Source organism: Sulfitobacter pontiacus (genome assembly GCF_040790665.1).
Classification (GTDB): Bacteria; Pseudomonadota; Alphaproteobacteria; order Rhodobacterales; family Rhodobacteraceae; genus Sulfitobacter; species Sulfitobacter pontiacus.
In genome coordinates this window covers 1,989,644-2,008,971 of record NZ_CP160849.1, presented here as the reverse complement: position 1 = coordinate 2,008,971, position 19,328 = coordinate 1,989,644, and the positions used below count along the sequence as shown (strand labels likewise).

The window sequence follows — 19,328 nt, the reverse complement described above, 5'->3', positions numbered from 1 at the left end:
GATCCAGAGCGTGATCCGAAAGGGTCTTGTTCGAAGCAACAGATGGAGATTGAGCATGGGCCAGTACATAGGGCTTGACGTTTCGTTGAAGGATACCGCGATCTCAATCCGAGAAGACGGCAAAAGAATATGGCGCGGGAAATGTCCCTCCGACCCGGGAATTATTGCGCAGGCGGTTCGGAAGCATGCGGACGACCCCCTGAGCGTCGTTTTCGAAACTGGCCCACTCGCCACTTGGTTCTTTCATGCCTTAACGGGGGAAGGACTCCGGGCGATCTGCATTGAGGCGCGGCATGCTCAGAAAATTCTGGGTGAGACGCTGAACAAGACCGATGCAAACGATGCTGAGGGATTGGCCAAACTTGCCGAAACCGGCTTCTATAAGGCTGTCAGGGTCAAGTCGTTCGAAGCGATGCTGATCCGGTCATTGGTTGCAGCCCGCACCCAACTCTTGGCCATCACGACACAATTGACCAATCAGATCCGTGGTTTGATGAAGACTTTCGGTCTTGTCGTGCCCAAGAGCAAAGGCCGGGTGTTCATAGAAAAGGTTAACGATCTACTGGACGGACACGTCGAGTTGAAAGGGATCATCTATCCGCTGCTTGAAGCTTGGCAAGCTGTCAGGGAGCGGGCGTCTACGCTCAGCCGCCAGCTCTTGTTGGCGGCGCGACAGTGCCAAAGCACGCGTTTGCTCATGACGATACCAGGCGTTGGGGCGATCACAGCAGTTTCCTATGTGGCCGCTATCGAAGACCCGAAGAACTTTCCGAAGTCCCGATCTGTCGGCGCATGGCTTGGCCTCACTACACGCCGATACCAATCGGGAGAGATGGATTTTAACGGCCACATCTCTCGAAGGGGGGATCAACGATTGCGTGGGCTCCTCTACGAGGCTGCGACCTCGTTGCTTACGAGGACACGAGCCGAAACGGTCAGTGATCTAAAAACCTGGGGGCTTCAATTGCGCGAACGCCTTGGCTTCAAGCGGGCGGCGGTCGCCGTTGCTCGCAAACTCGCCGTCATCATGCATTCCATGCTGAAGACCGGTCAAACCTTTATTCCAACGCGCGAGGAACTCGCCTAATGCATTGTCCCTCGCACACCGAGCTCAGCGCATCATAACTTGATGCGAGGAGGCGTCCCTGTCGTGGACGGAGGTCAGGCCAATCCGAAAGACGTGGCAGCAGCTATTACAGACTGCGTGCAAAACAATGGAAGGCTTCACCTGCGGAACCCAAAATGCGGCAGCCAAGTGCTGACCGCGGAGACAACCATGCCCCGGACACACGCATGACCTCGATAACATAAACGTGCTGAGAGCGAACTGAGCAAGAACCGGAGGCCGAAATGCTCTAAAGGCATTTCGATAGGCCGTGCTTTTGCATCAAGGCTTGACTGCGGCCTTGCGATTAGACAACCACCTATGGCGATGGCTGCGCAGGTCCGCCCGATGTGTTTCACAATGTGCTGTGCAAGCATGGTCCCCTCCCCGTTCCGGTGCTCGGGGTCAACCTACTTGTTTTTAGCGCCAGCGCAAATTGAACCGCACAGGCGCTGCGCCTAAAGCATCGAGGGCACGACCTGATCCGGCGGACGGTGCCCGTCTTCGAAGGTCTTGATGTTGATGATGACCTTCTCGCCCATCTCTACCCGCCCTTCGAGCGTCGCAGACCCCATATGCGGCAAGAGCACGACATTGGTCAGTTCGCGCAAGCGCGGGTTGATGTCGGTGCCGTGTTCATACACGTCCAGCCCTGCGCCTTGCAGCTCGCCCGCGCGCAGCATCCGCGTCAGCGCGTTTTCGTCGATCACCTCCCCCCGGGAGGTGTTTACGATCACCGCGTCGGGCTTCATCAGCTTCAGGCGGCGGGCGTTCATCAGATGGAAGGTGCTCGGGGTGTGCGGGCAGTTGATGCTCATCACGTCCATGCGGGCCACCATCTGGTCCAGGCTTTCCCAATAGGTCGCGCCAAGGCTCTCTTCGATCTCGGGGCGCAGACGGCGGCGGTTGTGGTAGTGGACCTGCATGCCAAAGGCAGCCGCGCGCCGTGCGACGGCCTGACCAATGCGGCCCATCCCCAGAATACCCAAACGGCGGCCGCTGACGCGCCCGCCAAGCAGCGCAGTCGGGGCCCAGCCCTGCCAATCGCCTTTTTGCATCTGCGCCATGCCTTCGGACATGCGCCGTGTGACCGCGAGAATCAGCGCCATGGTCATATCGGCGGTGTCTTCCGTCAGCACACCGGGGGTATTGGACACCAGAATCCCGCGTTGCCGCGCTGTCATCACATCAATATGATCGACCCCCGCCCCGTAGTTCGCGATCAGTTTCAGCCGGTCCCCCGCCTGCCCGATCAGTGCCGCGTCGATTTCATCGGTCACGGTGGGCACCAGAATATCCGCAGTTTTCATCGCCTCGCCCAGTTCAGAGCGGGTCATCGGCGTGTCATCCGCGCGCAACGTCACATGAAACAGTTCCGTCAATCGCTTTTCGACGACTTCCGGCAACCGTCGCGTGACTACAACACTTAGCGGTTGCTTTGACATTGTGGGCCTCCCAAATATGGCTTTGCACTGTGCTTGGTGGCATGGTGTCCCAAGCAGAGACGAGGCACAAGAACCTCGCAGGGCAAAACTGCATTAAATCAACGGCAACAGACCAGACAGGCAGTCATGAAACCGATGTTACGTTCCGTCCTTTTGGGCGCCCTTGCAGCCGTTCACCTGTGCACCACCCCGGTTTTCGCACAAGAAGTCGGCCAGGTGACCAACCTGCCGGTGCCCCGTTTCGTGTCCATGAAAGCGAGCGAGGGGAACGTGCGGCGCGGGCCGTCACTGACGCACCGGATCGATTGGGTGTTCAAACATCGCGACCTCCCCCTGCGCATCACGGCAGAGCATGGCCATTGGCGCCGCGTCGAAGACCGCGACGGTATGGGCGGCTGGGTGCATTATTCGCTTTTGTCGGGCACGCGCACCGTTCTGGTGGAACAGGACCGTCTGCAGCTGCTTGTCCGCCCCGACCCCAAAGCCCCCGTCGAAGCAGAGCTTGAACTGGGCGTGATCGCGCGGCTCGGGGCCTGCGACCTTGAATGGTGTTTCCTGCGGGTCGGCGGCTATAAAGGCTGGGCCCCCAAAGCGCGGCTCTGGGGTGTGGGCCCGAAAGAGCTACGCGACTGACCGCGCAATTGCACATGCCACGGTCTTGGGCTTAGGTGGCACAACACCGTCCCCATGATCAGGAGCTCTCATGCGCGCAGTCACCTATTCCACCCTTGGCGAAGCACGCGACGTGCTGACCCTGACCGAGATGCCAACCCCTGCCCCCGCTGCGGGCGAGGTGCTGGTGCGTCTGGCGGTGTCGGGCGTCAACCCGTCCGATGTGAAATCCCGACGCGGGCGCCCCGGCATGACCCATCCCCCCTTCGAGACAGTGATCCCACATAGCGATGGTGCCGGCGTGATCGAGGCCGTGGGCGACGGTGTGGACCACGCCCGCGTGGGCCAGCGCGTCTGGATCTGGAACGGGCAATGGCAGCGCCCCTTCGGCACTGCCGCGACCCATATCGCCCTGCCGCAAGCGCAGGCCGTCCCGCTGCCCGATGACGTGAGCTTTGACACTGCCGCCAGCCTTGGCATCCCCGGGCTGACCGCGGCCCACGCCGTGTTCAACGGCGGTGATGTCGCGGGGCAAACGCTGCTGATCCAGGGGGGCGCGGGCACCGTCGTGTAGCGCGAAGAAAATGTTGGCAGAAAAACGAAGCTTATTTGTCAGCGCTTTCTTCGATGCCCCTTGTCGCTCGGTCTGGCCCTCTATGCCAGCCTTTGAATGTACTGATAGACAGTCTGAGTACTGCTCCCTGCCAGGGCAATTTTCAGCTCTGTGCCATCGACAGTCAGGCGCGGCGCAAATGGATGGGTGCCCTCGTATAGTGTCTGCACATACCATGTGTTTTGGCGGGTGTGGACGCGGTAAGAGGATCCTGCCGTTTGAGTGCCTGTCAAACCAACCGACGCATGCAGCTCGATGTTGTATACTCGAGCCGCATCACCAGCGATTACTGGCAAAGGAACCAGCGCAGGCGCACCACCTGTGTAACCGGGGATCATCAGCGTTTGCGGAGTGTTTGTAACGCCAGAGATGCTCCGGCCGCCGGACCCTCCGACGACATTTTTGAAAGTTCTTAGGGAGAATGGGTTTTCCCCGCGCAGCTGGATATCCGCATGGATTGGAGCAGTGTACCCCGAAATAAACTGCACCCCGCGTGGTCCACCCATCAGGTCAATGATCGGATCTTCAATGCCAGCGCCAAGCTGCAGATCAAAGCTGGTAAAGTCTGTGCCAGTCGAAACTGCGCGGCCACGAATACGCGGTCTCTTAACACCGCCGCGAACCTGAACCGCCAAACCCAAGCACTCGATATCCAAGTCCATGACGGTATCATCGCCAGCCACAACAACGCCGCCTGCTGGATGGCCGCGAGACTTTACCTTCCACTGGTTCCTGTTGCCGAAATCCTGAATGATCGTCGTGATCATGTTATAAGACTGCACCGACAAGAAGACGTTGTCATCGCTCGATTGGCGTAACCAAACCCCATAGCAATTGCCCGCCGCCGTGATCAAACTGGCCACTGTATTCCGACGAAAACCCGATCCGATGCTCATGGCGTCGCCTGAAAAGATACCGGGCGATGACAGCACAATCTCATCGTAGTGAGACATGTGGTCGCCAGTAGTGACATGACCGCCATTGCTTGTGGACTTGCCCCCAGCTGCGCCAAATCGACATTCCTGATTTTTCACTGTATGTGCAGCAAAAAGACAATTTTCAGCATATGTTGGCTTGCGCTCTGTTTCCCAACACTCCTTCATATACACCGGAGCGCCCCAAAGCTGATCATCAACCGCATTGCCACGACCCTTGCAATCACCGACGACCCCTTTGTGACAGAGCTCTAAGGCCACGCCCCCGCCAGCCGGGACACCGCCCGTGTACATCCCGCCAAGAACAACCGGACTTTCCTTGAAGTTAATCTTGCGCATCCGCAGGATGTTGCCGCTTCCTGTTGGCTTGAACGGGTAGACAAGAAACTCCCTGAAGAACACTTGAGTACCGGATACTGAATCGACAGTCAGGAATTGACGGTAATTTTGGTCGGACATCTCTGCTGATGTCGTGCCAAATCGCGTCTCAAGCGTGAGGCCATTGTCCTCGTAAATCTCCACCCGGTCGCCTGCCTCCACATCAGACGGTGCCGTTTCCAGATTGACGGTCAGAGACAAAGCCTGAGAATTGCTGATATCAGTAAGCGTCGGCCCGTAAGTTGGCGGGTTTGTTTTGGTATACTTCTCGAAGGAGTTGATCTGGTAAATCGTCGCGCTTTTATTTCCCTTCACGGTAATCGCAGGAACCTTTGTTCCACTCGTCTGGACGTTTCGCACTTCCGTTAACAAACTGAAAATGATGTGCGTGGATCGTGTCACATCATCAAAGACAACCCCCGCCAGCCTATAGAGCGGCCCAAACGCATATACCGGCATGCCTGTCGCCTCAGCCGCAATAAAGAGGGCATTGTCGTTTGCACCCGCGCCGACGATGCCAAACATCTCCGGCGTCACAATGCTTAGGCTCGTCATGTCACGTCGGAACACAAACGCCCCCGCGACCACTTCGTAGCGCGACCATCCGCCGTTGCGGCTCTCATCATTCACCACATCAACGATACTTCCTGCGATCAGACCCCCTACAGCGGCGACGGCCTGAGCCTTGGTGTTGTGTATAGCGGATGGTCCAGACACGCTTGCTGCGAGGATCGACGCAACACGTGCAGCCTGAGATTCGGATGCAGCCGTATTTGCCTCATCGGCGTTGTCGGCAGCATTGTTGGCCGCTCCTTGGGAAGTTAGGCTAAATGCTTCTGATTTCTTGGAATAATGTCGCGCAGAAAATTGCCCCTCCAGCACTGGGTCGTCCTCGGGGTTCTCTGCAAATTTTTGTGCAAGCAGCCACTCATCAGTCCCTTCCAGTCCCAAGCCAGACAGTTGCCTTGCGAAGTCAAAGAACGGCACAATAGACGTGCTTCCGTCTTTGTTTCCGATGACACTATCAATTGCTGATGCACGATCCAACAATGTGGTTTTGACGCCGTTTTCTGCCATGGCTGTCTCCTAGAAAATGGTTGTTTCGAAAGGACCGGAGACCGGACCTGCGATGTTTTCGTCATTCTGGGGCTCAACCCAGTAGTCCCAAGCGCCAGCATCAACGCATGTGGCTGTTTCAAGAAATACAATCAGGTCATCGATCGCGCCGTCGAAGGCTGAGGCCGCGTCGATTGCGAATGCAGTGTTGCCACTTACTGCCGTCAAACGGTCTAGGACCAACTCGGCCGAGCCGACGGCAACGCCACTCACATCAGTTCCACCGGTCAGGCGCGGGGTGACTGTACCGGCAACGAAATCTGTGACGGTGAAGGCCGTTCGATATGTCTTGCCTGCGTCCATGCCCAGCGCCTGAGACAGCGTCCCAGCGGTGCCAGGCACGTGGGTCGCTACGCCGCCTGCGATTGTCCAGCCATCTCCTGGCGTCCAAGCCGAACCTGAATTGAACGCGCTGTCAGTGATCAGGTTGGTACGTGTGCCGTCGCCATCAATGTAGGAAACTGTCGATCCAGCGGCGACGAGGATTGGCAATCCAACTGCATGGGCCTCACGGTCCAGTGGATTGCCAGCTGGGACGCGGTAAATCTGAATTTGGGATGGTGCACCCGCAGTCGGCACAGATATTGTAAGCGTTGCGTAACCAAGCACGCCCATCACGGTGACGGCATCGCTAGCCAGGGCGGGTGGGATCGCAGGATCGTTGCCACCCACTGTGATCGGCGCGATGTCGGTGTAGTCTCCTGGCGTGGTAGAGGCCAAGGCCCGCGCGCGAAGCTCAACCTGATCGGTGGCTGAATAGACGTCCAAGGACGCGCCAGCTGAAGCTGCCGGAATGATGACCGTTGCCCAGGTGCTGGCCCCCTGAAGACGGTGATCAAGCTCAAACTCCGTGACGCCAGCTGTCGAGCCGGTTCCGGGACGTAGGATAACTTCGAGGCCGTCCGGATCGCCCGTCCCGGCAACGCCACTGGCGATCGAGACAAATACTGGAACCGCCGGAACCGCAGCTGCCAGATCAACCTCCGCACCCACACGGCCGTCCCATGTGGGTGGCTCTTCAGCATCGGTCAGCGTATCGATTTCTGGAGCCGCTGCGACCATGAGAATGCGCGCCTGGAAGTCTTCTGCGGCCTCGATGCCTCTCACCCTCAAGGCGAGACTTTCCGTCGCGATTGGCCCGATGTGGACGGCCTCACCAACACTCGGTAGTGGACCGGTGCCCGTCAGCAGCAATGCTCGGGATGGCTCCGACGCCGCAGCAATCGCTCGCACGGTTGAAGCCCCGATGACATCCTCCCGATCAGCAAAGGCTCTGAACCGAACACCAAAGTTTTCGCCCACGCTGACCTCCTCATCGATCTCGACCAAATTGCCGGAGACGTGGGTGACACGCGCCGCTACGAGTGTCCGGCTGAGCACGTCAAAGCTGCCCATCACCAGATCCCCGCGCGTGACGACGCGGGCACGGCCGGACTGCATGGCCGAGAAGCTGTCTGCGCGATACTGCAGCTCATACATCCGGCGACGTGCTTCAACCCAGATCTCATTAGGATCGGTCTTGCCGGGCAGCTCGATCGCTTCTGTCAGGTTGACCGGACCGTCGTGACCTGGCCACGGCACAATGCGCTCGGCCTGCACATAGTCGTTGGTTTCGTCCAGGAAAGTGATCCGCATGCCATCGGGTGCATCGAAGTAGGATCGTGACCATTCGAACTGGTCGCTGTTGCGCGGGTTGATGTGGTCGATGACCAACGTCTCTGGCCGGTCGATCACGACACCCCATTTGATGCCATCATGGCGGGGCGTCGCGCGGCCAGCAGCACAGATCGCGTTGAGCATCTCGCCCAAGGCTTCCTGAGTGTCATGAACACGGTCGTATTTCAGCCCTTTCGAGACACACCAGTCGTGCCAGTCGGCGATCTGATCCATATCGATTTCGGTGTTCGATGCCGGATATGGGTTCTGTGGGCCCGTGAGGGCTGCCAGATAGGCTGTCGCCGGTGTTCTGCCATAGCCCAGCGCCCATTGTTGATCGACCCGCACCTGAGCTTCCCGCTCGATCAGCGCGTTGAACGCATTGAGAGGTCCGCTCAGCTGATAGGTTGCGCGCACGCGGATCGCTGCAAAGGCAACCGGCTTATCAAGGTTGATCGGATATTCGGGCCGGATCGACTGGACTGCAGACAATACGACCTTGTCAGATACCTGCGTGCTGAGGTTGTCTTCCGAAAGGCGGGTCACTTCAATCTGCCAGCGACCACGCGTCGGCAAAGTCCAAGTGTGCTGGCGCAGGAAACTCTCCTGCTTTGCAGCGTTCAGGTTCAATGTCACGACATCAGTCCAGACACCGACACCGTTGAGCCGCGCCCTGATCCGAACGGAGACGCTATAGCCGTTCAACCGCCCTTTATCGTCGATTGAAAACAGCCCGCCTGGAAAACCGAGAATGACCGAAGCGCGTGCGGCATTGGTCGAGGTGAACCGAATGACCGGAGTTTCTATGCTGGGGCCTGCTACAACCTCACCATCCACACCGCGCGGCAACGGTCGGACCAATTCGGCACCATCGTTCTCCTGAAGCACCTGCTCCGGATAGAGTGTCAGCGGGCCGTCGCCGTCGCGGCCTTCGCGGATCTCGATATCGATGTCCTCGAAATCCTCGATCGATGTTTCGCCAATCCGCAGATCGGAGATCCGCAACGGGCCGTACCCGAAACAGAACAGCGCGCGGACATACTGATCATCTCCGACCACTTCGGTGTAGGTCTGAGCCGCGAACGGCGGTGCATAGCGATGTTTGCCCACGGCAAAGGGAATGGGCGAACCGGGGCGCAGCTCGTTGCGCCATCCTTCAATCCGGTAAACGTTCTTTTTCTCGAGCGCATCCGGCGTCTGGACCGGAATGAGGGCGTTGACCAGCAGCTGTCCCACGATGCTCAGACCGGCCCCGACAAGTGCAATTCCGATCTTGCTGGTGACACCAAGAAAGCCTGCAACAGCGGGGGCAAAGGCCAGAGCAGCAACCGAGACAACCGCCAAGAGCACAGAGCGGAGCGCGTTCTTGCCTGGAATGGCACGGATCACCACCTGCGTGCCCGCCGTTGGTCTCAGCCGCGACCAGTATTTCTCCTCTGCAACAGACGCGCCGCGGTCGTTGACCAAGATGACGCGCAACAGTCCGAATGCCGGACGGGCATGCGGCAAGGCCCGCGTAACGATCTCGTCGATGGTCAGACCAGGTGGCACGTCGAGCGAGACCCGCGCCATACCGGGATCGAAGAGCGGGGCCGCCATCACCGAGACGTTTGAAGCGCTCATGAAGCCTCCTTCAAACCGGCTGTAAACCGGAATATCCCTGCAAGACGACGGTGCCAGCGGGGCGAGAGATAGTCCTCATGCTTGGCTTGATCTTCGGTTGCCATGTGCAGCATCACGCCGTGCTGCACATAGATCCCTACGTGGCTTTCAAGACGGCCGTGCCGAAACAGAAGGATGTCGAATTCTTTGGGCGCTTCGACCAACGCCCAGATCGATGTCGCGGTCTCCTTACCAATCAGGGATGCGACCTCGGCCTGTTCCTCGGCGCTCACGTATCCATCGCGATAGTCGGGCAGAGTCAGACCAAGTTCGGCCTGATAAACGACCTTGGCCAGTCCCCAGCAATCGCATCCGGTGACCGACCGGCCGAGGTCCTTGTAAGGGATGCCGACATATGTGTTTGACCAGCTCATCGAAACAGCCCCGGAAAGCGGTCTTTGGTGAAACGGTCCATGGGAACGCTTTCTTCCTCGACCGGTGCGCGGCTGACCTGAAGGCTGATCGAGCCTGCGTTGCCATCAGCCGCAACCATCACCATCCCGCGAAACTCCACCTCAACGAGATCCGGTGATCCCGCGAGCACGACAGCCATGTGAACTGTTGGACGATCGGTGAAAGACCGAAGCAGAGCGGCGATGTCGCTGTCCACATTCTCGACGACGATATTGGCGGCCGCAGGTGCATCTTCCAGATCACTAGGAATATCCGTTGACGCGAGAATGAACAAAAAGGGTTCGGTGGCTGGGTCGCTGTCCATCCAAGTTGAGCGCGTCCCGTACATCAAAGGGTCAACCCATAGTCGTTCGGTCGGATCCGTAGAGAGACGCACAGGGGTATCCAGCTCAGGATGCTCGATCATGATCAGCGCGATCTCGATCTCGGCCGTGGTAGGCGCATCAAAGGCCGTGCGCGCGTTCAGGGAGACCCGTCTCATGGCATCACCGTCACGGAAAAGGCGATGACGAACCGGATGCCCCGTATGCTTTGCACCGGTGTCTCTTCTCCGAACAGGCAGAGCCACTGCGCGGAGAGTAAGATTGGGGAGCCGTCGTTGGTCAGCAGATGCGCGCCTGACGCGTCCAGCAGCGGCCAGCCGTCGGTCATCGGATCGGGCATCCAGAAGGGCAAGCTACCGAACTTGGTCTCGTACTCATAGAACCCGTCGAAGACGGCTTTCAGGCTGCGCGGCACATCGATCGACAAGGTGACCGTGCGCGCGACACTGGACCAGCGCCGCCGATAGCCTGGGGGGCCTGTCTCGGTTGGCTTGCGCAGACGGGGATCATTGATCTGGACCTGAAGGTCCTCCCGCTGGGGTTTGGGCAGATCTGTTGGCCATGTCGGAACGCTCATCTCAGCGCTCCCTTCTGCCGCAGACCGTAGCGGTTGCTCAGCACCCGCTTTGCCCCGCCACCGGACTGGGTCATCGCGTCGCCGACGGCGTCCGCCAGGACAAGCTTGGTGCTACGCCGACCTTGGCCGTCAACGCTGTCTTGGCGGGTCTGGGTGATCGGGGAGCTTGAATGATTCTCGATGGTGATTTGGGGGCGCATGTCGATGCCACCAAGCCCGCCAGATGCGCCGCCGATCTGGCCGCCGTTTGCAAAGCCGGGAATGTCAGCCCCGGCATTGATCATTTCCAGAAGCGTCCGGTTTTTTGCCGTCGCTTTGGCGTTAACCATGTACTCGCCCGGCGACCCCCAGAGCGGCACCTGATCCGACTTTCCGCCGCCGCGACCATAGACCATGCCGCCAACAGCAAGCTTTTGACCGGCGGGCTTCTGGCCGGGAAAAATGGCCCCCAAGGCCAGATCAATCAGGCCACCGCCGCCTGAGGTGCCCAAGATCTGCGCGAGAGGCCCTTCTCCCAAGAGGAGCGCCTGAAACGCCATGTCCTGGATCTTGTCCGACAAAGTATCCAGCACGCCTCCAAGGTCGCCTCCACTGCGCCGGAGATCCTCAAAGGTGCCATGGGCGATGTCGCGGTAGCTGTCCCAAGCAGCCTTCTGCTCTTCGACAGCGGTCTTCTCGCGGTTGCGGGTTGCGATCAATTCGCTGATCTTGGCCCGCTCGGCTTCAGTTGCGCCGGCAAGTTTTTCGCGGTGGCGCAGCATCTCCTGTTGAACCGGGTCGCTCTCGCGCAGGATCGCCAGTTCGTCTTCCAGACCGCTGATCAGATCCGTGACGGCTTCGCGCTCTTTCTTGAGAGCGTTGGCTGCGCTTCCGCCTCCGCCGCCACCCGAACGCGTTTTGTTGATGATGGGGTTGTTGTTCGCGTCCAGGCGGGGACCGGTATAAACGAAGCGGCCGTCGGTCTTATTGGTCTCGCCTCTACGCGCACGCACCTCGGCCATGCCATCGCCACGCCCACTGTAGACAGCACCGGCCTGCATGTTTTGCAGCGACAGTGCCTCGTTCAGCGCAATGCCGAGGTTCTGGGCAAGAGCTGCAGCCTGTGCCACCGCCGGGGAAATGCCTGCTGCGATATCTACCAGCGAGAGAGCATTGGCCGCGTCCCAGGCGGCGATCAATTCTTCCTTTAGTTCCTCTGAAATATCTCGGCTGTTGACCTGTTGGATAAAGGCATTCCGTTCAGCCTCTGCGCGTGCCTCTGTTACTTGGCGGCTGTCTTCGCCATGTTGTGCAATCAAGGCCTGAAGATCGGCTTGCTCGGTGAGCTGCGCGATCTCCACCCAGGCTTCGCTTGCAGCATCGCGCGCGAGAATGGCCCTCTCAGTGCGGAAGTTCTGAATTGCCAGCAATTTACGCTGTTCAATCGTAGCGGAGTTCTCAGCCGTATCGTTCAGCTGCTCATTGGCTTGAGCGACCTCCTGTAGAAGGACCAATTGCTCAGTGATTATTCGAAGTCGATCATTCTCTTCTGCATTAACGCCTCCAGACGCTTCTGCAGCTGCCAAATAGGCAGCTTGCACACGTTCCAGTGCAGAAATCTGCCTCTCGATTGAACCATTGACCGAAGTCTCAAGAAGAACATAGGATCTCTCTACTTCGGCAATCAGCTGGCGGTTTTGAGATCTAGCAGCACCGTAGAGCGAGAGGTCGAATTCGTTTGCCAGCTTGCGTCTGTTCGCAGTGTTTGGACGGCTCGTGTCGATATCATCAGTAAGCGACAAAGCCGCGCTGCGCGTCGCGTTCTTTGCCTCTCGTTCGCTAATCTGCGCCAAGAGGAGAAGATACTTCCTTGCTGCTTCAGCACCTTTGCCGAAGCGTTCCTCGAGATCGGAAGTGCTTGAGTTCGCTTCTTTGGCAGATGCGACAAAGCTGTCGACCTGATTGGTCAGCTCTTCCAAGGCCTCTTCAAGCTCATTGGTGTCGCCCTTTGAGGATGTCAGCCAGCTGGTGACGGCCGCACCCGCAGCGATCGACCCGATCGTGATCAAGCTGACCGGGTTCAGCATGCCCAAGAACGCACCGCCCAGCGCCTTCACCGCACCGGCGGCACCCATAGGGCCGATGACCTGGCTGATCTGGGTACCTTGCTGGAGCGCGAGGGTCAGCGGGTTCTGCCCCGCAGCCATCATCACGCCGATGTCGTTGAACTGCGCAACCAGGTTACCCATCTGGCCCGCTGCCGCATTGTTTGAGCGCCCCATGACCTGGGCGCTTTGACCGGTCGCCAGATACTGGGCTTCAGCCAGCGCAAGGACACGGTTCGCTTCGGCTTGAGTTGCAGCACCGGCGGCGACTGAGCGACGGGTTTCGTCAACGACGGCTTCGTACTGCCTGGAAGCGCGATAGACCGGATCGATCGACATGCGCGTCGCATCGAAGCTGGCTTTGTTCTGATCAATCGTGCCGCCAAATGCTGCCGCACTTTGGCGCGCACTGTTGGTCGCGGCACCGTAGCCGGTCAGGCGCTCGATGCGCTGCTGGACGGCGGTGTTGGATCTCGTGACGGCCTGCTGAACCGCTTTCTCGCCGGTCGCAAAGTTGCTGTTTTCGTTCGCGGCGGATCTGGTCGATTGATCCAGCGCGGCGGTGCTCTTGTTCAGACTGTCTGTGGCCTTCTGGGTACCGGCCAATGCGGACGTGGTTTCGGCCAGGGCTTTCTTGGCCCCGGTCGCATCACCTCCGACATAAAGACTGGTCTTGAAGCCGCTCACATCATTCTCCGAATTTCAGCCAAAGCACCTTGCTCGATGGTTCTGATGTCGCCCCACATCTCTGCGTCGACGGTGAGGCCTGCCAGCTGCAGCCCGGACTGGGCGGCAGTGTAGTCGAGACCGATGGGCATGATCCGGGCACCGACGGCAACGACCCGCCATTGCGAGCAGATGCTGAAGAAGGCTTCGAGCGCCTCAAGATGCCAGGGCCACAGCTCGAGCTCTTCGGTGCCGGTGCTGTCCTGGTACTGTCCGAGATCGATCCCAAGCTGTGCTGCATCCGAACTCGCATCGTCTTGCCGCGGGGTCTCATTGGGCGATCCTTTTGCCCATGCAGCCCCCGCGGCCTTCAGTTTCCCAGCGTGCCCTTGTGCAGCCCTTTGAAATATCCACTGACCAGACCGAGCCGAATATAGGCCTTGTCCAGTTCCTGGCTGATCTGTTCGGGTGTCGACGGCACGGGGTTGTCATCGTCATCGACCAGATTGTCGAAACTCACGACGACGGCCTTCAGAAAGTCGAGCGTGCCCGAACCTGTGCTGAGGTCGAACCCGTCGGCTTCCGAGATCGGCATAGCGCGGAACGTGGTCTTCAGCTCCGCTTCGGTGAAGCCTTCACCGTCGGGGATCTGGATCGACACATCGCGGGTGAATGTCGGGGCCTGATTGATCTTGAACATGGGAAGAGTTCCTTTCGAATTACGTGAGAGTGAGAGACCACTGGTCGTTGCCAACCGTCGGGATCGGGACCAGGCGGAGCGGCCACTCCACGATGTTCTGAGCATTCTCGAGACCCTGAGGCCGTTGCATCTGCGCTTTGGCGATCGCGAGGGTTGCGATGTTCCCAGCGGTCAGTCCGTGCACAAGGTTGATTGCAACGTCTGTCTGATCAGCCGCCATCGTGAACGGGTTGAGTGTACCGAGTGGGACAGCCTCCACCTTCGTCTCGACGCTCTCTTCCTTGTCGGTGATCAGAATGCCTTCCGACCCGACCAGAAACCGTGGTTCGACCGCATTGCCGAGATTAAGCATCAGGGACCGCATCACGAGCGGCACACCGGCCAGCGTGAATGTCGGCGTGTTGGCCTTGGTCACAGCCAGTGGCTTTTTGAACGCCGTCAGCGTGGGGTTCACCCGCGTCTCTTCGCTCGGTTGATTGAACAGTCCCCAATATTCGAACTTGAGGTAGGGGATGGCCGAGGTCGTGAAGTCGATCGTGCAATTGCCGCGCGCGCCGGTCAGGACGAACTGCGTGCCCTCGATCAGAAAATAAACCGACAGGCTCTCGTGATCATCACTTACAGGATTATAGGTGACCGACGTGTCGGCCGTGATGGTCTCGGCCACGGCGCAACCACGCATCAGCGGCCCCCAGGCGGGCGCGGTACCGGCGATACCGGACCCGGCGAGTTCCACGTTAAAGGTCAGCTTGGCATGGACATCGATCGGCACCGACCCCTGAGCGCCCAAAGTGGGGATTTCCAGATTGCGGCTGACGTCGCTGCCTTCCATCGGTGTCAGGGTGATTTCCGTGGCGAGGATGCCATTTGCCGCCGCGGTTGGTTCAGCGTCGGTGTTGTACGTTGTCTCCAGCTTTGCCAGCAGGATTTTGGATTTCCATTTAAGGGCCATTTAAGCCTCCTTTTCCGATGTTTCTTCAGCAGGCTCAGCAACCACTTCTTCGGGGTCCGGGGTGACCGGTCCCTCCTTACGGGTCAGCTTGCCATTCTTGCTGCGGGTGTAGCTGCCCCCACGGGACGGAAGGATTGGTGCTTTCATCAGAGGATCCTCAGCTGATCAGTGATGGCAAAGTCGATCTGGTAGACGACGGTGCCCTTGGAGGCGTTCAAAATGGAGCCACGGGTCAGACGAAACACGCCGATCTCATCAGACGGGGCCCATCCGGCGATGGCGTTGACGATCGCAAAGATCACATCGCGCAATTCTGCCAAGGCCTTTTGGCCCGCGGGCGTGTGATTGCGGATGGTCAGGATAACCGCGATGGCCTCTTCGATCCCTTGGGTAAAGGCACCGGCACCTGCGTCAGCTTGACGACCGATCAATCCCAGAGGCAGCACATGCGCTGCGGGAGTGTGCTGGGGCAAAGCATTGCGCTGCATCAGATCGGCGAAATTGCCTGCGCCTTCTACGCGATGCTCGAGGATGGCGACCTCCGATGAGAGACGGGAGATGATGCTCTCGATCATCAGATGAAGCCCTTCATGCTGGCTTGCGTGAGGGGACGCTCTCGATCAGTCAGCCGTGCCCCGGAGCTTCCGGTACCGGGCGCATCAGCCCCCGCGATGGGCAAGCGGACACCACCGCTGGAAATATCCCGCAAGGTGCGTAAGGCGGCCTTGTAGTCTTCTTCGATCTTGGGATCCGGGCTGGCCACGTGGAGGTTGTAGATCGTGATTGCGAGCGCAAGGCTTCCGATCAGGGGCGGCGTGGTCTCCATAGGGAGCGCGTAACGGACCCCCACGTAACCATCGATCATCGCATCCGCGTCGGACAACGCCTGGTCAATCACGTCCGTATCAATAGCGTCAGTTGCCACATCGCCCCGATCTGTCAGTGAGATCAGCATGTGTTCGCCAAACTTCGCAGTCAGTTTTGCAAGAGATGTGTAAGACACGGGGAAGGCACCATCCGGGTTGAATGTGAACAACCGGCGGCGACAAACCCGCCGCCGGTCAAAGGTTGGGCGATTGCCGCCTTACTCGGCGGCGTCAGCTTTCATCAGGCTGATCGCGAGCTTGGGCTCATCGCGCAGCATGGCGGCCTCTTCATCGCTGAGCTCTGACGCCATGATGCGTGTCGGTTCGGGTGTGAAGTGCCGACCGGCCCGCCAGAAACCACCCTTTGGTCCGATGACCACTACGATCAGATCTTCCTCATCCCGCGGCTGCAACGCTGCCGCCAGGGAGCCTACCGCTTCGGCACGGGTCTCCGCCGGAGGGGAAGGCTTTGCGTCGGACGTCAGGGCTGCAGAGAGGCCTTCCAGATCAGTGCCAGACACGTTTGGGACCTCGGCTGCCTTGCTCTCATCCGCGCCATTTCCGGCAACGGACTGCGCGACTTCAGACGCTTGGTCTGCCGCAAGAGACAGAGGCTTGGGGGCTTCGGCTCCCTTGGTCTCATCCGCGCCGTTTTCAGGCGTGGGCTGCGAGGGTTCAGGGGCGTTTTCCACCACCGGAGCCGCTTGGTTTTCCGCCCCGGTGCCTTTGGTGTCGCTGGCCTTGCTGGCGGGTGCTTTTTTGGTACGTGCCATCCGTTCAGCTCCTTATGCCAGCCACGGAACGATGAGCAGCTCCGCAGTGCCTTTCCAGACGTTTGTGGCACCGGCGGCATCGCGCTCGGCATTCAGCAGCTCGAGCGCTGCCTGCTCCATCGAGGGCGGCACAACCAGCAGGTTTGGTTTGATACCCAAGGGACGCCCATGGTCGCCCTTCATGCCCCGCAACGCGGCGCGAGCGGCGGCGTAGCGTGTGGCGTTCAGGGTCTGCTTGGATCCCCATGCCATCTGCCAGAAGCCGTACCCGACATTGTAGCGGGCATCGGTGCCGTAGACGAATTCCTTGTTCATGAAGACGTTGTGGTCTTTCGGGTTATCCTTGGCCACGAACATGGGTTTTTCACGATCCTGGAAGATCATCGGCTTCAGCGACCGGTTGGTTGAGAGCAGGAACCAGGGCGCGCCGGAACCGCCGTCGGTGTTTGCGACCGTACCCATCGAGCCATCTTCGTTGATCACGGGGTGATCGGTGTCGAAGAAATACTGGCCATCGTAGCATTCGGTTGCGAAGCCACCTGCCAGCGCACCGAAGGTCAGCAGATCAGGGTGAGCAGCCGTGCTTTCGCCCATCTCGACGAACATGGGCTCGTAGATCCCGAGGTTGTCGTCTTTGATGTCATTGCGATCAACGCCGATGGTCAGTTCGAAATCCTTGTTCTTGATCGCGTAGTCATGCTCGGCAAGACCTTGGATCAGGCGGGGGCCAAGCCATTCGCGCATGTTTGGCATTTTGCCGAGCCAGCCGTAGCGGCTTTCGCGCGTCGACGAGGGGACCACAGTCGCGATCCGCGTGTACTGCGTCTCGGCCTGTCCAAGACCCCGCTTGTAAGCGGTGTTGAAGCCGACACGGATGGCTTCTAGATTTGGAGTATTGATGAGCATTGAATGGTCTCCTTACGCCGTAGCGATTTTGGTGAGGACTTCGTCAAAGCGCACCCAGACGCCCAGGGCATCGACATCGTCGACAAACCCGGCCGGAGAGCGCGATGCCGTTGCATCGGTTTTGGCGACGGTCTGATCATCAACCGCGAAGACCACATCGCCGATTTCGGCGACGGTGATCTCGTCCGCTCCAGCGGAGTTCGCAAAGCGGAAGACACCGGGGCGGTAGAGCACCGCTGCGTCTCCGGCGCTGCCCGTGGAATTGTCACCAGCGTCTTCTGCGCGACCAATGCCCACGAGGCCTGTGGCAGTCGCACCTTTGACGACAAATCCGGCAGCGTTGCGCATCAGAAGCGACCCCGCAAAAACGGTGGTCGAAGCGGCCAGAAGACCGTTGCGGATATCACCGGCGATCTGGGGCGTGTTGCGCCCTGCGGTCAGTGCGGTCATCAGTTGTCCTCCAAGTTGGCCTGCTCTTCAGCGAGCGTGGCGGCATAGTCTTTGGGATCCTGCCCCAGCATCTTGGCAATGCTCAGCTGCTCGGAGTTCAGCGAGAGCTCACCATCCTTGCGGGCAGGTGCGATGATCGAGGTGCCAGAGCTGCTGAGCACGGGCATCGCGCCGATCAGCTCTTCGGTCCCAGACGCATCCTTCATGTGCATGGAGATGTAGCGATCGCGCATTGGCTTGACGCCCACGCGGCCTGCTTTGATCGCGTCATCGACAAAAGCCGTGGCTGCGGTCTTGGCACCGGTATCGCGAAGTTCATTCAGCGAGGTTGCCAACGTGGTGATTTCGGCCTGCAGTGCGACGATGGTTTCGTCCGCGCCCTGGTCACTCGATGCACTCTGCGCCGCAATCAGAATGTCGGCTGGCGCACTGTCTGCGCTGAGGCCAAGTGCTACCCCGATTTCCGACATCTGCGACTGCAGCGCGGGCTTGTCTTCGCCACCGGACATCTTGCCCTTCAGCGCCTTTTTGATTTCCTCATCGGTTGCCGTCTCCGGCAGGCCGAGCATGTCGGCCAGAAATTTCGTCCAATCCATTGGGGGAATGTCCTGTTGTTGATGAAGCGCAGTCAGACCGCGCAGGTTGGGTTTATTGACCAGGCTGACGCATTCGATCGACGTGACCGTCTTGTCTGCCCTGTGCCGGATAACGGGGCTGATGCCGCGGTAGGCCCGTGATGTGACCAGCTCAGCGCCAGCCGTTGTCCACTCCGCCTTGCCCCACAGACCGTCTTCACGCGCCTGCATGGCCACGATCCAGCCGAACGCCGGGGCTTCTTCGCCTTTTGGCGCGCGCAGGTGGATGGCGTGATTGATGTCGATGGGGAGTTTGGGGGTGTGGAGGAAGCTCTCGGAAATGATCTGTTCGAAATTCGCAGCGAGATAGGGACCGCGCTTGTCGCCCGTCTGGATCAGGCCCGCAGGAAGCAGGTGGATCCATTCGGGCGCACCGCCAAGAACTGCGACATCGGGCAGAGCCTGGGCGCTCATAAGCGCTGTGAATTGAGGGGCTACATTCATGCAGCGATATTTGCCG

At 59.4% G+C, this 19,328-nt stretch carries 19 protein-coding genes and 1 pseudogene; 3 read left to right on the top strand and 17 right to left on the bottom strand.

What is annotated here, in order from left to right; all coding sequences use genetic code 11:
* The first annotated feature begins 55 nt into the window (after positions 1-55).
* The gene (locus AB1495_RS09910; RefSeq protein ID WP_074637878.1) at positions 56-1,087 is read left to right on the top strand and encodes an IS110 family transposase; all 1,032 of its coding nucleotides are present in this window, start codon (positions 56-58) and stop codon (positions 1,085-1,087) included.
* Between the two features lie 476 nt (positions 1,088-1,563).
* Here AB1495_RS09910 and AB1495_RS09905 read toward each other — a convergent pair whose 3' ends face one another.
* Positions 1,564-2,550, bottom strand: a complete 987-nt coding sequence (locus AB1495_RS09905) for a D-glycerate dehydrogenase (RefSeq protein WP_037954222.1) — start codon at positions 2,548-2,550, stop codon at positions 1,564-1,566.
* 126 nt (positions 2,551-2,676) lie between these two features.
* On the opposite strand from AB1495_RS09905, the gene AB1495_RS09900 reads away from it, so the two are divergent.
* Together AB1495_RS09900 and AB1495_RS09895 are read left to right on the top strand one after the other, a co-directional pair.
* Positions 2,677-3,183 (top strand): SH3 domain-containing protein, encoded by a 507-nt coding sequence (locus tag AB1495_RS09900; RefSeq protein WP_005852039.1) that lies wholly within the window; start codon positions 2,677-2,679, stop codon positions 3,181-3,183.
* Between the two features lie 70 nt (positions 3,184-3,253).
* Positions 3,254-3,730, top strand: a pseudogene (locus tag AB1495_RS09895) (alcohol dehydrogenase catalytic domain-containing protein); the annotation flags it as partial.
* Between the two features lie 86 nt (positions 3,731-3,816).
* Here AB1495_RS09895 and AB1495_RS09890 read toward each other — a convergent pair.
* The 16 genes from AB1495_RS09890 to AB1495_RS09815 all read right to left on the bottom strand — a co-directional run bounded on the left by AB1495_RS09890 (position 3,817) and on the right by AB1495_RS09815 (position 19,282).
* Positions 3,817-6,165 carry a hypothetical protein gene (locus AB1495_RS09890; protein WP_074635344.1) on the bottom strand — a complete coding sequence of 783 codons (2,349 nt, stop codon included), beginning with the start codon at positions 6,163-6,165 and terminating at the stop codon, positions 3,817-3,819.
* A 9-nt stretch (positions 6,166-6,174) separates the two neighbouring features.
* The gene (locus tag AB1495_RS09885; RefSeq protein ID WP_083350879.1) at positions 6,175-9,483 is read right to left on the bottom strand and encodes a hypothetical protein; all 3,309 of its coding nucleotides are present in this window, start codon (positions 9,481-9,483) and stop codon (positions 6,175-6,177) included.
* Positions 9,480-9,896 (bottom strand): C40 family peptidase, encoded by a 417-nt coding sequence (locus tag AB1495_RS09880; protein WP_074635342.1) that lies wholly within the window; start codon positions 9,894-9,896, stop codon positions 9,480-9,482. Before AB1495_RS09880 ends, AB1495_RS09885 begins: the two co-directional genes overlap by 4 nt.
* Positions 9,893-10,417 carry a hypothetical protein gene (locus tag AB1495_RS09875; RefSeq protein WP_074635340.1) on the bottom strand — a complete coding sequence of 175 codons (525 nt, stop codon included), beginning with the start codon at positions 10,415-10,417 and terminating at the stop codon, positions 9,893-9,895. The genes AB1495_RS09880 and AB1495_RS09875 overlap by 4 nt, the downstream gene beginning before the upstream one ends.
* On the bottom strand, positions 10,414-10,836 hold the full coding sequence (locus tag AB1495_RS09870) for a hypothetical protein (protein WP_074635337.1): 423 nt from the start codon (positions 10,834-10,836) through the stop codon (positions 10,414-10,416). The genes AB1495_RS09875 and AB1495_RS09870 overlap by 4 nt, the downstream gene beginning before the upstream one ends.
* A complete protein-coding gene (locus AB1495_RS09865) occupies positions 10,833-13,607 on the bottom strand; it encodes a phage tail length tape measure family protein (protein ID WP_074635335.1) in 2,775 nt (924 codons plus the stop codon). The genes AB1495_RS09870 and AB1495_RS09865 overlap by 4 nt, the downstream gene beginning before the upstream one ends.
* Positions 13,604-13,870: a DUF1799 domain-containing protein gene (locus AB1495_RS09860; protein ID WP_280137089.1), complete on the bottom strand. Its 267-nt coding sequence runs from the start codon at positions 13,868-13,870 to the stop codon at positions 13,604-13,606. Before AB1495_RS09860 ends, AB1495_RS09865 begins: the two co-directional genes overlap by 4 nt.
* An 86-nt stretch (positions 13,871-13,956) precedes the next feature.
* A complete protein-coding gene (locus AB1495_RS09855) occupies positions 13,957-14,286 on the bottom strand; it encodes a hypothetical protein (protein WP_074635330.1) in 330 nt (109 codons plus the stop codon).
* Between the two features lie 19 nt (positions 14,287-14,305).
* Positions 14,306-15,238 carry a hypothetical protein gene (locus AB1495_RS09850; RefSeq protein ID WP_074635328.1) on the bottom strand — a complete coding sequence of 311 codons (933 nt, stop codon included), beginning with the start codon at positions 15,236-15,238 and terminating at the stop codon, positions 14,306-14,308.
* The gene (locus AB1495_RS09845; RefSeq protein ID WP_159431869.1) at positions 15,239-15,385 is read right to left on the bottom strand and encodes a hypothetical protein; all 147 of its coding nucleotides are present in this window, start codon (positions 15,383-15,385) and stop codon (positions 15,239-15,241) included.
* Positions 15,385-15,813 (bottom strand): hypothetical protein, encoded by a 429-nt coding sequence (locus AB1495_RS09840; RefSeq protein WP_074635326.1) that lies wholly within the window; start codon positions 15,811-15,813, stop codon positions 15,385-15,387. Before AB1495_RS09840 ends, AB1495_RS09845 begins: the two co-directional genes overlap by 1 nt.
* Positions 15,813-16,241 carry a DUF1320 domain-containing protein gene (locus AB1495_RS09835; RefSeq protein ID WP_074635712.1) on the bottom strand — a complete coding sequence of 143 codons (429 nt, stop codon included), beginning with the start codon at positions 16,239-16,241 and terminating at the stop codon, positions 15,813-15,815. The genes AB1495_RS09840 and AB1495_RS09835 overlap by 1 nt, the downstream gene beginning before the upstream one ends.
* Before the next feature lie 81 nt (positions 16,242-16,322).
* Positions 16,323-16,877 carry a hypothetical protein gene (locus tag AB1495_RS09830; RefSeq protein WP_074635325.1) on the bottom strand — a complete coding sequence of 185 codons (555 nt, stop codon included), beginning with the start codon at positions 16,875-16,877 and terminating at the stop codon, positions 16,323-16,325.
* Between the two features lie 12 nt (positions 16,878-16,889).
* Positions 16,890-17,783, bottom strand: coding sequence for a Mu-like prophage major head subunit gpT family protein (locus AB1495_RS09825; RefSeq protein ID WP_074635323.1), 894 nt, complete (start codon positions 17,781-17,783; stop codon positions 16,890-16,892).
* A gap of 12 nt (positions 17,784-17,795) precedes the next feature.
* Entirely contained in the window at positions 17,796-18,233 is a 438-nt protein-coding gene (locus AB1495_RS09820) for a hypothetical protein (protein ID WP_074635322.1), read from the bottom strand.
* The gene (locus AB1495_RS09815; protein ID WP_367581962.1) at positions 18,233-19,282 is read right to left on the bottom strand and encodes a phage protease; all 1,050 of its coding nucleotides are present in this window, start codon (positions 19,280-19,282) and stop codon (positions 18,233-18,235) included. Before AB1495_RS09815 ends, AB1495_RS09820 begins: the two co-directional genes overlap by 1 nt.
* Positions 19,283-19,328: the final 46 nt, after the last annotated feature.

Coding starts and splice junctions, on each gene's coding strand:
- AB1495_RS09870 (WP_074635337.1), bottom strand. CDS start 10,836: ATGAGCGTTCCGACATGGCCAACAGATCTGCCCAAACCCCAGCGGGAG.
- AB1495_RS09840 (WP_074635326.1), bottom strand. CDS start 15,813: ATGATCGAGAGCATCATCTCCCGTCTCTCATCGGAGGTCGCCATCCTC.
- AB1495_RS09825 (WP_074635323.1), bottom strand. CDS start 17,783: ATGCTCATCAATACTCCAAATCTAGAAGCCATCCGTGTCGGCTTCAAC.
- AB1495_RS09875 (WP_074635340.1), bottom strand. CDS start 10,417: ATGAGACGGGTCTCCCTGAACGCGCGCACGGCCTTTGATGCGCCTACC.
- AB1495_RS09845 (WP_159431869.1), bottom strand. CDS start 15,385: ATGAAAGCACCAATCCTTCCGTCCCGTGGGGGCAGCTACACCCGCAGC.
- AB1495_RS09885 (WP_083350879.1), bottom strand. CDS start 9,483: ATGAGCGCTTCAAACGTCTCGGTGATGGCGGCCCCGCTCTTCGATCCC.
- AB1495_RS09855 (WP_074635330.1), bottom strand. CDS start 14,286: ATGTTCAAGATCAATCAGGCCCCGACATTCACCCGCGATGTGTCGATC.
- AB1495_RS09815 (WP_367581962.1), bottom strand. CDS start 19,282: ATGAGCGCCCAGGCTCTGCCCGATGTCGCAGTTCTTGGCGGTGCGCCC.
- AB1495_RS09905 (WP_037954222.1), bottom strand. CDS start 2,550: ATGTCAAAGCAACCGCTAAGTGTTGTAGTCACGCGACGGTTGCCGGAA.
- AB1495_RS09910 (WP_074637878.1), top strand. CDS start 56: ATGGGCCAGTACATAGGGCTTGACGTTTCGTTGAAGGATACCGCGATC.
- AB1495_RS09830 (WP_074635325.1), bottom strand. CDS start 16,877: ATGGCACGTACCAAAAAAGCACCCGCCAGCAAGGCCAGCGACACCAAA.
- AB1495_RS09890 (WP_074635344.1), bottom strand. CDS start 6,165: ATGGCAGAAAACGGCGTCAAAACCACATTGTTGGATCGTGCATCAGCA.
- AB1495_RS09820 (WP_074635322.1), bottom strand. CDS start 18,233: ATGACCGCACTGACCGCAGGGCGCAACACGCCCCAGATCGCCGGTGAT.
- AB1495_RS09850 (WP_074635328.1), bottom strand. CDS start 15,238: ATGGCCCTTAAATGGAAATCCAAAATCCTGCTGGCAAAGCTGGAGACA.
- AB1495_RS09880 (WP_074635342.1), bottom strand. CDS start 9,896: ATGAGCTGGTCAAACACATATGTCGGCATCCCTTACAAGGACCTCGGC.
- AB1495_RS09900 (WP_005852039.1), top strand. CDS start 2,677: ATGAAACCGATGTTACGTTCCGTCCTTTTGGGCGCCCTTGCAGCCGTT.